At 64.3% G+C, this 13,688-nt stretch carries 12 protein-coding genes; 7 read left to right on the forward strand and 5 right to left on the reverse strand.

The window, feature by feature from the left end; genetic code table 11:
- Window positions 1-14 precede the first annotated feature (14 nt).
- The 3 genes from PM1_RS23655 to PM1_RS23665 form a co-directional block, all read right to left on the reverse strand.
- Window positions 15-920, reverse strand: a complete 906-nt coding sequence (locus PM1_RS23655; protein ID WP_009618261.1) for a LysR family transcriptional regulator — start codon at window positions 918-920, stop codon at window positions 15-17.
- A gap of 56 nt (window positions 921-976) precedes the next feature.
- A complete protein-coding gene (locus tag PM1_RS23660) occupies window positions 977-1,513 on the reverse strand; it encodes a 2,4'-dihydroxyacetophenone dioxygenase family protein (protein WP_009618259.1) in 537 nt (178 codons plus the stop codon).
- 125 nt (window positions 1,514-1,638) lie between these two features.
- Complete coding sequence (locus tag PM1_RS23665) at window positions 1,639-3,054, reverse strand: amino acid permease (protein ID WP_009618257.1); 1,416 nt, start codon at window positions 3,052-3,054, stop codon at window positions 1,639-1,641.
- Between the two features lie 458 nt (window positions 3,055-3,512).
- Between PM1_RS23665 and PM1_RS23670 the strand changes: the two genes are divergently transcribed.
- From PM1_RS23670 to PM1_RS23700, 7 genes are all read left to right on the forward strand, one after another.
- Window positions 3,513-3,764 carry a type II toxin-antitoxin system Phd/YefM family antitoxin gene (locus PM1_RS23670; protein ID WP_081884705.1) on the forward strand — a complete coding sequence of 84 codons (252 nt, stop codon included), beginning with the start codon at window positions 3,513-3,515 and terminating at the stop codon, window positions 3,762-3,764.
- Between the two features lie 9 nt (window positions 3,765-3,773).
- Complete coding sequence (locus tag PM1_RS23675; protein ID WP_009618255.1) at window positions 3,774-4,121, forward strand: type II toxin-antitoxin system RelE/ParE family toxin; 348 nt, start codon at window positions 3,774-3,776, stop codon at window positions 4,119-4,121.
- A gap of 363 nt (window positions 4,122-4,484) precedes the next feature.
- A complete protein-coding gene (locus PM1_RS23680; protein WP_009618253.1) occupies window positions 4,485-5,090 on the forward strand; it encodes a type IV toxin-antitoxin system AbiEi family antitoxin domain-containing protein in 606 nt (201 codons plus the stop codon).
- Window positions 5,091-5,185: 95 nt separating this feature from the next.
- A complete protein-coding gene (locus PM1_RS23685) occupies window positions 5,186-6,658 on the forward strand; it encodes a DUF3375 domain-containing protein (protein ID WP_009618251.1) in 1,473 nt (490 codons plus the stop codon).
- 31 nt (window positions 6,659-6,689) lie between these two features.
- Window positions 6,690-7,364 (forward strand): DUF4194 domain-containing protein, encoded by a 675-nt coding sequence (locus PM1_RS23690; RefSeq protein ID WP_009618249.1) that lies wholly within the window; start codon window positions 6,690-6,692, stop codon window positions 7,362-7,364.
- Window positions 7,361-10,738: an ATP-binding protein gene (locus PM1_RS23695; RefSeq protein WP_009618248.1), complete on the forward strand. Its 3,378-nt coding sequence runs from the start codon at window positions 7,361-7,363 to the stop codon at window positions 10,736-10,738. Before PM1_RS23690 ends, PM1_RS23695 begins: the two co-directional genes overlap by 4 nt.
- Window positions 10,735-11,940 (forward strand): DUF3322 domain-containing protein, encoded by a 1,206-nt coding sequence (locus PM1_RS23700; protein WP_009618246.1) that lies wholly within the window; start codon window positions 10,735-10,737, stop codon window positions 11,938-11,940. Before PM1_RS23695 ends, PM1_RS23700 begins: the two co-directional genes overlap by 4 nt.
- A gap of 21 nt (window positions 11,941-11,961) precedes the next feature.
- On the opposite strand, the gene PM1_RS23705 is transcribed toward PM1_RS23700, so the two are convergent.
- Complete coding sequence (locus tag PM1_RS23705; RefSeq protein ID WP_009618244.1) at window positions 11,962-13,206, reverse strand: type II toxin-antitoxin system HipA family toxin; 1,245 nt, start codon at window positions 13,204-13,206, stop codon at window positions 11,962-11,964.
- Window positions 13,206-13,616: a helix-turn-helix domain-containing protein gene (locus PM1_RS23710; RefSeq protein ID WP_009618242.1), complete on the reverse strand. Its 411-nt coding sequence runs from the start codon at window positions 13,614-13,616 to the stop codon at window positions 13,206-13,208. Before PM1_RS23710 ends, PM1_RS23705 begins: the two co-directional genes overlap by 1 nt.
- Between the last annotated feature and the right edge of the window lie 72 nt (window positions 13,617-13,688).

Consider the following 13,688-nt stretch of genomic DNA (forward strand, 5'->3'; position numbering starts at 1 on the left):
CGTAACGGACTGCCCTAGGACAGGCTCCAGGGTGCCTCCCGCAGGCGCTGTTCGAGGAAGTCGCGGAAGACCTTGATCCTCGGGCTCAGGTGCTTGCGGTTGGCATAGATCAGGTACACCGGCTCGCGCAGGTCCGAAGGGTATTCCTCCAGCACCTGCACCAGGCGGCCGGCGCGGATGTCGGCGCCGATATGGAAGTCGGCCAGGCGCACGATGCCGGCGCCGGCCAGGGCCATGTCGCGCAGCAGGTCGCCCTGGGCGAAGGTCGCCGCGGGCGTCACCGGCACGCTCAGGCGCTCCGGGCCTGCGCGGAAGCTCCAGCGGTTCCACGGGCTGTCGAAGCTGAACTGGAAGCAGCGGTGGCGCAGCAACTCCTGCGGATGGCGCGGCGTGCCGCAGCGCGCCAGGTAGGCCGGGGCGGCGCAGGTGATCCACTGCGTCTCGCCCAGGCGCCGGGTCACCCGGCTGGAGTCCGGCAGCACGCCGCTGTGGATGGCCAGGTCCAGGCCCTGCTCGAACTGGTCGACGTACTGCGCGCCGACCTGGATCTCCACCTGCAGCGCCGGGTAGCGGTCGAGGAACTCCGGCAGCCAGGGCGCTATCTGGTGCTTGGCGAAGGTGGTCATGGTGTGGATGCGCAGGGTGCCGCTGACCCGCGTCGGCAGCGCCTCGGCCAGCGAGTCCGCCTCGGCCATCGCCTCCACCACGGCGCGGGCGCTGCGCAGGTAGGCGGCGCCCTCCTCCGTCAGCGTCAGGCTCCGCGTGCCGCGCTGGAACAGGCGCACCTGCAGGCGATCCTCCAGGCGGCTGATCAGCTTGCTGACCGCCGAAGGCGTCATCTCGTGGGCGCGCGCCGCGGCGGAGAAATTGCCGTGCTCGACCGCCCAGATGAAGGCCAGCAGTTGCGAATAGTTGTCCATGTCCGGTCCTCGATGCGCCGTGGCGGCGAGCATAGCGCCCACCGTGCCGGCCCGCTTCAGCGGATGAAGCGCTCGACGTAGTCCTCGCCCAGGCCGATGGACGCATAGTGCCGGCGCGCTGCCTCCAGCTTGGTGAAGACGTCCTCGTAGCCCACCGCCACGCCCTGCGGATCGACGTAGGTGTAGCCGCCCTGGACGTGGAACCAGGTGATCATTTCCTCGACGTCCTCGGGCACGAACAGGGTGTGGGTCTCGCCCGGCGGCTCGAAGGCGAAGGAGCCCTGCTCGGCGATCCAGTCGTGCTCCAGGTACCACCAGCGGCCCTTGAGCACCAGCGCGTGCACGCCGCCGGTGTGGCGATGGCGCGACAGCACGCCGCTCTGGCGCACGCGCAGCAGGTTGATGTAGTAGCCGCCGCTCACGCTCAGCAGCAGCGGCTTGAAGGAGACGCTGGCGGTCACCGGGACCCACAGCCGGTCGTCTTCCAGCCACTGGTCCAGCACGCCGGGCAGGACCATGTCCGGCGCCATGAACGGCACCTGCGGCAGTTGGTAGGGAATCGCCAGTTCGTCCGGCTTCATCGCGATGCTCATCGATCACTCTCTATCAGGCGGTTGGGGAAGGCCACGGCGGGCTCGGCGAGCCGCGCCACGGGCAGGTTAGGTGTGCTCCGGCGGCGGAAAAACCGGGCCGCCGGCACAGGCGTTGTGAAGCGGCGTCACAGCGCCGCCAGTTCGCCGAAGCCGCCCTGCGCGCGCTGCGCGGAGAGCTGCGGCTGGCGCTTCTGCAGGTACAGGCCGATGCCCGCCAGCACGGCGCTCAGGGCCAGGGTGGTGAGCAGTTCTCCGCGGTGGCCGGGGAACACCGACATGATCGCCAGGATGCCGACGATCAGCGCGATGGTCGCCAGGGTCAGCCAGGGGAAGGCCCACATCTCCACCGCCAGGGGCTCGCCGCTGGCGCGCAGCTTGCGGCGCATGCACAGCTGGGTGATGGCGATCACCAGGTACATCAGCAGGGCGATGGCTCCGCTGGAGGCGAGCAGGAAGTCGAACACCTCCTTGGGCAGCAGGTAGTTCGCGCCCAGCGCCAGCAGGGCCACGCCGGCGGTGCTCAGCACCGCGCCCAGCGGCACGCCGCGGCGGTTGGTGCGGCCCCAGGCGCGCGGCGCATCGCCGCGATAGGCCAGCGAGTAGGCCATGCGCGAGGCGGTGTAGATCGCCGAGTTCAGGCAACTGCTCACCGCCACCAGCACCACCACGCTCATGATCTGCGGCGCGTAGGGAATGTTCATCGCCGCCAGCACCGACTGGTAGGAACCCTGCGCCAGCCCCGGCGCGTTCCACGGCACCAGGCACACCACCACCAGCATCGAGCCGAGGTAGAACAGCCCCAGGCGCCAGACCACCGCGCGGATCGCCTTGCGGATATTCGCGCGCGGCTCCTTGGTCTCGGCGGCGGCGATGGTCACGATCTCGCTGCCCTGGAAGCTGAACATCGCCGTGAGCATGGCCGCCACCACCGACACCGGGCCCTTGGGCATGAAACCGCCGTCGGCATACAGGTGCTGCACGCCGGAAGTGGAAGAACCCGGCAGCAAGCCGAAGATCGCCAGCACGCCGAGGACGATGAAGCCGACGATGGAAACCACCTTGAACAACGCCAGCCAGTACTCCAGCTCGCCGAAGTTGCCGACGCTCAGGCAGTTGCACAGCGTCAGCGCCAGGGTGATGCCCAGCGCCGCCACCCAGGGCGCCACGCCCAGCCAGGGCGCGAGGATGTTGCCGGCGACTATGGCCTCGATGCTGATCACCAGCACGTAGAACCACCAGTACAGCCAGCCGATGGAAAACCCGGCCCAGCGCCCCATGGCCTGGTCGGCATAGGACGAGAAGGAACCGGTGTCCGGCCGCGCGGTGGCCATCTCGCCAAGCATCTGCATCACCAGCACGACGATGACCGCAGCCAGCAGATAGGCCAGCAACACCGCCGGCCCGGCGGTGGCGATGGCATTGGAGGAACCGACGAAAAGCCCGGCGCCGATCACGCCGCCGATGGAAATCATGGTCACCTGGCGGCTCTTCAGGCCGTGGCCCAGGCGGTTCTTGGGTGGGTTCTCAGGCGTCGCGTTCATCGACAGCACCTCGGCACGCAGGATTGTTCTTGTGATTGTCCAGGGCCTCATGGGCCCTGGTCTGCGCAGGGTAGGGAGCCGGGGGCGGGGTGATAATCCCCGTTGGTGGCATAGGGGCTGTGAACTGGGTTCACAGCTAGGGATGAGGGATAGCCGAAGGATTCAGCACAGTCGGAACCGCGCTGCTCATTGAAGCAATCGCCATTTGGGTAGTGATGCGCGATTCAACCCGCTCATAGGCTGAACGTCACAGTGTTGGCAGAGGCAAAGAAAAAAGCGTCCGCAGACGGTTCAAATTCGGTCCGAATTCAGGCTACGATACGAAACCGATCGGCAGATTCAACTGTCGACGTGTGAATCCCATCGGTTGCCTGGATATGGAGCCTGGTGGAGTTCGAACACCGTAGAACCTGAGCTCCAGGCCTTGAGTGTTCCCACAGCAATGGAGGTACCGACTCATGCGAGTCGAGACAATTAGTTATTTGAAACGCCATGCGGCTGACCTGGATTTATCCGAGCCAATGGTCGTCACACAGAACGGTGTTCCTGCCTACGTGATTGAGTCATATGCAGAACGAAAGCAACGTGACGAAGCAATTGCGTTGGTGAAGCTGCTTGCGATCGGCTCTCGTCAATACGCAGAAGGCAAACATCGCTCTGTAGATGATCTGAAAGCTCGTCTTTCCAGGAGGTTCGATCAACCAGAATAAGGAGGTTCGATGTCCAAGCTCGTCATCCGTCTCACCGATACCGCAGAACAAAGCATCGAAGACCAAGTACACCACTTGGCTCAATTCCAAGGTTCGCAGGCTGCACTCCAGTCAGTGCTGAGCCTTTTGGATGAGATTGAAGAGAAGATTTCTCTTACACCCCAAGGTTACCCTATCAGCCAGCAGGCAAGCCTTTTGGGGGTGTTGAACTATCGCGAACTCAATACCGGCCCTTATCGCGTCTTTTACGAACTACACGAAGAGCAAGGCGAGGTCGCGGTTATCCTGGTCTTACGCCAGAAGCAGAGTGTGGAACAGCAATTGATTCGCTACTGCTTGGTGGGGCCTATCGGGTGATGGCTCTCTGCGCCCAAGTGCGTATGAGCAAGTATGCCTCGACACTTTTTCGACACCTTCCCGCCCCCCAAAAAGCAAAACCCCCGAAACGCTAGGCATTTCAGGGGCTTGGCAGGGTGTTCTGGAGCGGGCGAAGGGAACATCACGCCGCACTCATATCGTTGATTGATAACGGGTTTATTCCGTTGGCGCTACGGAATCAGGCCAGATCATGTACCGGTCGAACCGCATCGGCAACCAGATACTGTCCGCATTTGTCTGCGGACATTCGCGATCAGTCATCAACGCGCGCTCCAGGCAGGCGAGTTTCATTCTATCGTTTGATGTATAAGATCAACGAAATCAAGGAACACCTTTGGGACGATGGAAAGATCCTCACATGCCCAGCGCGCTCTTGCCCTGCTCCACAAGCAGGGCTTCCTGCGCACCAGCGACTTGGACACCATCGCCGCGCCGCGGGTGGTGCTGACACGTCTGTCTACTTCCGGGCAGTTGGAGCGTGTCGGGCGCGGCCTCTACCGTTTGCCAGGCACCCCCATGTCCGAGCACGAGGACCTTGCCACGATTGCAGTCAAGGTTCCCAAAGCCGTGTTCTGCTTGCTGACGGCACTCCAGTTCCACGAACTGACCACGCAACTGCCTCGCCAGGTTTGGATTGCCATGCCTCGCGGCAGCCACACCCCACGTATCGAGCAGCCGCCGATCAAGATGGTGCAGATGGCGGGTGATGCCTATGCCTCGGGCATTGATGAGCACGAACGCGACGGCGCTAGACTGCGGATCTACAGTGCCGCAAAAACCGTGGCGGACTGCTTCAAGCACCGCAACCAGATCGGCCTGGACGTGGCCATTGAGGCAGCTGCCTGGAGGACACGCAAGGCTTCAGCCGATGACCTATGGCGCCATGCCAAGGTCTGTCGGGTCGCAAATGTCATGCGTCCTTACCTGGAGGCGGTTTCGCATGAGTGACCACGCTGCCTTGATTCACGCTTGCCGGGCGAGCCGATCCGTAAATTCGGATCGAGACGTCGTTGTCAACGAACGGCTCGAATAGGCAGCCCATCATGGCACTGGACCACCTCACGCTCACGACATACCGCGATCGGCATCCTGCATGGCGATTGCTCGCCTCGCCACATGCGCCATTGGTAGCAAGCTTCCTGTACCGGGTGTTCGTTGCACCGAACGTGCGGCTGACGAGCGAAGCGGATCTGGCCGAAATGCTGGAAGACGAGTTGTTTGCCCTGCGCGAACAGCTCGGTGCCGAGGCGTATCCGAAAGCCGCAACCGAATACCTGAATGACTGGTGCGCGCCGGACAAGGGCTGGCTGCGCAAATTCTACAAGCCCGGCACCGACGAGGCCCAGTTCGATCTCACCCCTGCCACGGAAAAGGCCATCGCCTGGCTGGTGTCGCTGACCGAACGGCCTTTCGTCGGTACCGAATCGCGCCTGCTGACCTTGTTCGCGCTGCTGGAGCAGATCAGCACCGGAAGCGAGGCCGATCCAGCCAAGCGCCTGGAGGAACTGCGCCGCAAGCGCGATGAGATCGACGCCGAGATTGGCCGCGTCCTGTCCGGCGATGTGCCGCTCATGGATGACACGGCCATCAAGGATCGCTTCCTGCAATTCCAGCAGTTGGCGCGCGAACTGCTGAGCGATTTTCGCCAGGTGGAACACAACTTCCGCCAACTCGACCGCAGCGTCCGCGAGAAGATCGCGTTGTGGGACGGGAGCAAGGGGGCGCTGCTCGACGAGGTCATGGGCGAGCGCGACGCCATCGGGGATTCCGACCAGGGGCGCAGCTTCCGTGCATTCTGGGACTTCCTGATGTCCAGCCGTCGCCAGGAAGAACTGTCCGCACGGCTCGACCAGATCCTCGGCCTGCCCGCCGTGGTTGCGCTCAAGCCGGAGCCGCGCACCCGCCGGGTGCACCACGATTGGCTGGAAGCGGGCGAACATACCCAACGCACGGTAGCGCAGTTGTCGCAACAACTGCGCCGCTTCCTGGATGACCGGGCCTTCCAGGAAAACCGCCGCATCCTCGAACTCTTGCACGGCATCGAAACCAAGGCGCTGGCCTTGCGCGACATGCCTCCGGCCGGCGACGTGATACGCCTCGACGAGATGGGCGCGGACATCGCCTTGCCGCAGGAACGCCCCCTGTTCGCGCTTCATGCCAAGCCACGCCTGGCGGAACTGGTCCTTGAGGACGGTGACGACGACATCGACACCGCACGCCTGTTCGACCAGCACGTCGTGGACAAGACCCGCCTGCGTCAGGCCCTGCGGCAGGCATTGCGGCAGCAGTCGCAGATCAGCTTGCGCGCGTTGCTGGAGACGCAGCCGCTGCAACAGGGATTGGCCGAGCTGGTGACCTGGCTGGAACTGGCGCACGCGGGCAGCCGCGGGCTGGATGGCCTCAGGGCCACGGTGGATGACGATGTGCAGGAGATCGTCGAATGGGCCATGCAGGACAGCGATGGCTCAACGGTACGACGGCGGGCGCGAATGCCCCGCGTTATTTTTGCGCGTTGAATGCAAGCTGCGACGGATAGAGCGAAGAGCCATGAACGACATGCACCAGGATGATCCAGAAGGCAGTACCGAGTCCCGCCCGCCCGTTGTCGCGGAACTCTCGCAACTGATGGTGCATTTGCTCAAAGGCGTGTTGTACCGTCAGGACGACGAGCGCCTGTGGGCCAGCCTGCTGAGCCTGCAAGCGCGGGTGCGGGAGCAGGCGGCGGTGCTGTTGCTGGATCTGGTACTGGACGAAGCCGAGGGTTACGCCTTCCTCAAAAGTCAGCCGGAGCCGGAGCATGCGGACGCCACACCCCGTCCGCCACGCCTGATCGCGCGACGGCCGCTGTCCTACCCGGTCAGCCTGATGCTGGCCTTGCTGCGCAAGCGCATGGCCGAATCCGACGCCAGCGGCGGCGATACCCGGCTGGTGCTGTCGCGCGAGGAGATCGCCGAATTGATGCGCGTGTTCCTGCCGGACGGCACCAACGAGGCGCGCCTCATCGACCAAGTGGATTCGACCATCACCAAGGTGGTGGAACTGGGTTATCTGCGCAAGCTCAAGCCCGCTGCTGGCGCAGCTCAGCAGGCAACTCGCTACGAGGTACGGCGCATCCTCAAGGCGTTCGTCGATGCACAGTGGCTGGCCGACTTCGATGCACGCCTGGAGGGCTATCGCACCGCATTGTCAGGTGCCGATCGCGACAAGGAAGCCGGCCGATGAACGATTTTTCGCCACAGGAGCTCGATTTCGTGGCCGACGACAGCCGCGTCGGCTTTCGCCTGCAGCGGCTGGAAGTCCTGAACTGGGGCACATTCGACCGGCGTGTCTGGCGCTATGAACTCGATGGGCGCAACGGCCTGCTGACTGGCGACATCGGTTCGGGCAAATCCACCCTGGTCGATGCCGTCACCACGCTGCTGGTGCCGGCGCAACGCATCGCCTACAACAAGGCTGCAGGCGCCGAGACGCGTGAACGATCACTGCGGTCCTACGTGCTGGGCCACTACAAGAGCGAGCGCAACGAAACCACCGGCAGCACCCGCCCGGTGGCGCTACGCGACACCACCAGCTACAGCGTGATCCTGGGTGTATTCCGCAACGAAGGCTACGGCCAGGCGGTCACACTGGCGCAAGTCTTCTGGTTTCGCGAACCACAGGGCCAGCCTGCGCGCTTGTTCGTGGCTGTAGAGCGGGAACTGTCCATCACCGAGCACTTTTCCGGATTCGGCAGCGACATCAACGGCCTGCGCAAGAAGTTACGCGCGATGGGCTGCGAACTGAACGACAGCTTCCCGCCCTACGGCGCCTGGTTCCGCCGCCGCTTCGGCATCGAGCACGAGCAGGCACTGGAACTGTTCCATCAGACGGTTTCCATGAAATCGGTTGGCAATCTGACCGATTTCGTGCGCAGCCACATGCTCGAACCGTTCGACGTAGGGCGCCGCATCGAGGCACTGCTCGGCCATTTCGATGACCTCGACCGCGCCCACCAGTCGGTACTCAAGGCCAAGCGCCAGATCGAGTTGTTGGCTCCGCTGGTGGAGGATGGCCTTCGCCACGGGCAAATCACCGGCGAGATCCAGGCGCTGCGCCAAGGACGCGATGCATTACGCCCGTACTTTGCCGGTTTGAAGGCAGCATTGCTGGAGAGGCGCCTGGAATTGTTGACTCAGGATGCGACGCGCTGGGATGCCCGCATCAAGCAATTGGGAGAGCAACGAGACAACGCCCGAATCGAGCAGGGGAAACTCGAAGGCGCACTGCGCGAGAACGGCGGCGACCGGCTGCAACAACTCGCTGCCGCCATTCAGCAGCAGGAGGCCGAGAAACAGCAACGGCAGGAGAAAGCCGACGCGTACACCACGCTATTGACGCGCATTGGCGAAGCAGCGCCGGGAGACGAAGCTGCTTTCATGACACAAAGATCCACCATCGGAGAACACGCCGAAGCGCTGCGTACAAGCATTGCGGACCACGATACGCAGATCAATGAAGACGGCTATGCGCTGCGGCGGGGTCAGGAAGAACACAAAGCGCTCAGCGACGAGATCGACAGCCTTGCGCGTCGCAAGAGCAATATCGACGCGGCCCAAGTGCGTATCCGCGAGGCATTGTGCACCGCCCTGTCCATCGCAGAGGAAGACCTGCCCTTTGCCGGTGAACTGATCCAGGTGCGCGAGGACGAACGCGACTGGGAGGGCGCGGCCGAACGCCTGCTGCATGGCTTCGGCCTGTCCCTGCTGGTGCCGGATGTGCACTACAAGGACGTGGCCGATTGGGTGGAACGCCAGCACCTTGGCACGCGTCTGGTGTACTTCCACGTGCGTGCGCGCAAGTCCACGCAGGCCGTCAGCCTGCCCCCCCAGTCGCTGGTGCGCAAGCTGCTCATCAAGCCCGACACGCAGCACTACGATTGGCTGGAACGCGAACTGCACCACCGCTTCGACCTGGCCTGCTGCGACAACACCGAGCAGTTCCGCCGCGAGACCCGCGCCATCACCCGCGCCGGACAGATCAAGGACCCGAGCGGACGCCACGAAAAGGACGACCGCCGCCGCATCGACGACCGCAGCCGCTACGTGCTGGGCTGGAGCAACGCCGACAAGCTGCGCATCTTGCGCGACGAACGCGAGGGCTTGGAACAGCAACTGGGCGACATCGGTCTGCGCATTGCCAACACACAGCGATTGCGCGGGCAATGCCAGGCGCAACTGGAGGCCTTGGCCAAGCTCGAAGTCTTCACCCGCTACAGCGAAATCGACTGGCAGGCACCGGCACGCGAGATTGCCCGGCTGACCGAGGAACGCGACCGCCTCAAGGCGGCCTCCGATACCCTGCGGGAACTGGAAAGCCAACTGGCGCAGGTCGTTGAGCGCCTGAAGGAGATCGAAGACGATCTTGGCGAGGCACAAGGCAAACGCGGAGAAATCCGCAGCAAACACGAAACTGCCCAGGCACAGCATGCGCAGGCTCTCGAAATCCAGACGCAAGCCGCACTCGACGACATGTTGCTGCAATCTCTTGAGGGCTGGCGCGCCGAAGTCCTGGGCGACCACCAGCTCACGGTGGAATCCTGCGACAACCGCGAACAGGACGTGCGCAATGGCTTGCAGGCGCGCATCGATGCCGAAGACAAGCGTCTCTCACGCTTGACCGAACGCATCATCAACGCCATGCGCGGTTTCAAGGAGGCCTTCAAGGCAGAGACCGCCGAGATCGACATCAGCCTGGCCGCGCTGCCCGAGTTCGAGCGACTGATGAAGGATTTGCAGCACGACGACCTGCCGCGCTTCGAAGCGCGTTTCAAGGAACTGCTCAACGTCAATACCATCAACGAGATCGCCAACTTCAATGCCCAGCTCGCGCGCGAGCGGGAAACGATCAAGGAGCGGGTCGATGTCATCAACCAATCCTTGCAGGTGATCGACTACAACCCCGGACGCTACATCCGGCTGCTGGCGCAACCCAGCCCCGATGCGGAGATCCGCGACTTCCTGCAGGATCTGCGTGCCTGCACCGAAGGCGCGCTGAGCGGCTCGGAAGACGAACAGTATTCCGAGACCAAGTTCCTGCAGGTCAAAGCCATCATCGACCGCTTCCGGGGGCGTGAGGGACTGGCCGAGATCGACCGGCGCTGGATGCAGAAGGTGACCGACGTGCGCAACGGCTTCCTGTTTTCCGCCAGCGAGCGCTGGCGCGAGGACGATGCCGAGCACGAACACTATTCCGACTCCGGCGGCAAATCCGGCGGGCAGAAGGAGAAGCTGGCCTATACCGTGCTGGCCGCCAGCCTGGCCTACCAGTTCGGCCTGGAATGGGGGGCGGTGCGCTCTCGCTCGTTCCGTTTTGTCGTGATCGACGAAGCCTTCGGGCGCGGCTCGGATGAATCGGCCCAGTATGGGCTGGAACTGTTCCGCCAGCTCAACCTGCAACTGCTGATCATCACGCCGCTGCAGAAGATCCACATCATCGAGCCATACGTGTCCAGCGTCGGCTTCGTGCACAACGAAGGCGGCCGTGAGTCGCGGCTGCGCAGCCTGAGCATCGAGGAATACCGGGCACAGAAGGCTGCCGCCAGGGGCGGCGCTGTATGACATGGAGCCAGCCCGCCGACCTTCGCGCGCAGATCGAACGGCTGTGGCAGCGCGGCGAGTTGCTGCGTGCCGTGGTCGGCGACGGCACGCTGGGCTGGCCGTTGCGTCTGTCGCTGAAATCGCCGTCCGCCGCCGATCTCAGCAACCGTTTCGATGCCGTGCGCGGCTGGGTGCGCGACATCAGCGCCATGCCACTCGTGCGCATCGAATGGCGCGAGTGGACGCACCGGGTGCAGGGACGGCAGCGCCTGCCGGATACGCTCTGGATCGATACGCTGGAAGACGCGCTGGCGATGATCGGTAAGACCGGCGATGCCCACCGATTCCAGGCGCTCTGGCAGCAAACTGCCGAAGCGCAACCCGCACTGCTGCCGTGGCTGCACAGAGCACCGTTGCAGACCTTGGCACTGGCCGAACACTGGCCGCGCCTGCTGGCCGTGGTGGCCTGGGTGCAAACCCATCCGCGCCCCGGCGTCTATCTTCGGCAGGTCGATGCTCCGGGCGTGGACAGCAAGTTCATTGAAGCGCATCGCGGTACGCTGGCTCAGTGGCTGGACCTGGCCTTGCCGACTGAAGCCATTGAGCCTGCTGCAACCGGGATGACCGGGTTTGCCCGTCGCTACGGCTTTCTGGAAAAGCCCGTTCGCATCCGCCTGCGCTTGCTCGATCCGCAACTGCCCCAACTTCCCGGCTGCACCGGCCTGACCGACATCACCCTGGATGAGGACAGCTTCGCCGCGCTCGCACTGCCTGCGCAGCGTGTCTTCATCACCGAAAACGAGGTGAACTTCCTGGCCTTTCCGCCGGTGTCCGGTGCCATCGTCGTGTTCGGTGCTGGCTATGGCTGGGGAGCGCTCGCCCGGGCCGACTGGCTGCATCGCGCCTCTCTGCACTATTGGGGAGACATCGATACCCATGGCTTTGCCATTCTGGACAGCCTGCGCAAGTATTTCCCGCTGGCCGCTTCGTTTCTCATGGACCGCTCCACCCTGATGGCCCACGCACTTCAATGGGGTGAGGAGCCCCTCGACAAACGCCATACGTTGCCCTTGTCCCGACTGGTCGATGATGAACCCGCTCTCTACGACGACTTGCGCGGTGATCGAATCCGGCCACAACTGCGGCTGGAACAGGAACGCATCGGCTATCGCTGGCTGTGCGCGGCGTTGGTCGCAACAGTCCGGGACGATTTCCGGCCGTAGCGGCATTTCCTGCCGGCGTTGTCAGGGCGTGGTCGATTCGACGAACGCCGGCTCGAAGTCCAGCAGGTCGGTGCCGCGCATGCCCAAGCCCCGGGCCACCGCGCGCCAGCCCGCCACGGCCTGGGCCACCTCGTTCCAGATCGCTCCCGCTTGCGCTGGATCCAGCCTGAAATACGGCGCCGCGGCCATCAGCATGTCCCGACTATCGATGACGCCCGCATCCTCGGTCAGCCAGGTCTTGCTCTCCCGACGGTCGCCCGGCATCGGGTTCAGGTCGAAGGCCGGCGACAGGCGCCAGCCGCGCTGGCGCGCGTCGTACAGGAAGCCGGTGTTGCACAGGTGGTCGTCGGTGTTGCAGATCAGGAAATTGAAGACCAGCCGGCGCCACAGCTCATGGATGTCGGCAATCGGATCGGCGCCGGTCTGGAGCAGCACATCCACCAGTTCGGTGTAGGCATGCGTCGCGTCTCGGCCATCGGACTGGAGCATCGTCGCGGCCGACACGTAGGGGATGCGAGCGCCGTCGTCGGTGCGGTCGAAACGCCGGATGACGGCGACCGCCGTGCCGCCGATCACTTCCACGCGCGCCGGCGCCACGCGGATGCCGGCCTCGTCCGCCAGTTGCATGGCCAGCACTTCGCCCCGGATCACGTCGCGCCGATCCGCCTGGCTGGGAAATTTGCCGACCGCCAGGCGTCCATCGGTATCGCGCACCGTGGACTTGGGCCTGGCACCACCCAGCGAGGTGCCTTGCCCCAGCAGGTAGCGCAGGTCCTGCACGCTTTCCGTTCCGTCTTCCAGGGCGCGGGCCGCGTGGAGCACCTTGTCCAGTTCCACCAGGGGCGGTACACGCCGATTCGCTCCTCCGGCGCGCAGGTAGGCGCCAGATTGCGGATCGAACAGGCGCAGCGCGCCGATGCGCGCCTCGTCATCCACCCACATCACGAAGTCCACCGGGTCCAGGGCGGGCGTGTCGCGGTCTTCCTGCCGCAGCTTCGCATGGGCGCGCCGGATCACGCGCTCGCCCCAGGCGTCGGGCGCGGTGTCCTCCAGCGCGAGGAAGAACACCTGCCGGGGGTGCTGCACGCCGGCCACCGGCTGGAGATCGGGCGACAGCGTGAAGAAACGGGCATCCCGCAGCCAGCCTTCGTCGTAGCTGAACGCGCTGCGCCGGCCGCTGCCCAGATGTAGGCGCCCCACGACCAGGCCGCTCGCCCCCAGGTGGACTTCGAGGTCCGGACGTCGTGTGGGCCGAGGCGCTGCCATCAGAATCCCTTCAGGTCATCGGCCGGCGCGGGCACATCGCCTTTGTCGACGACGGGGGCTGCCTGCCGCTTCCTGCCGGCAGAGGTGCGTACCCGCTGCGGCAGTTGCTCCCGCACCAGTTCCATGCCGAGCGCGTCGTTCTCCAGGGTCATCGCCTGGGTCAGTTCATCGAGCCGGCCCAGCACGTGCAGCGCGCGCAGGAAGGTGTGCAGCGCGGTGCCGGGATAGCCATCTTCCATGCGCCTGACGGTGCTCAGGGACGTGCCGATGCGTTGAGCAAGGTCTTCCTGGCTCAGGCGGCGCATGCGCCGCGCCGCCGAGATGTCCTGCCCTAGGCGGCGCAATGCGCGCGCGACAGGCTGCGGCATCGCCACCTGCGCGCCAGAACGCTTTTGCTCGGAAGAAGACATCTTTTACGGCCTCAAATATGAGCTTATTTACCAAATAATCGTTCATATTTGAACGCAAAAATGGAGGGCGGT

Origin of the sequence: Pseudomonas sp. M1 (assembly GCF_022760135.1) — a bacterium.
Classification (GTDB): Bacteria; Pseudomonadota; Gammaproteobacteria; order Pseudomonadales; family Pseudomonadaceae; genus Pseudomonas; species Pseudomonas citronellolis.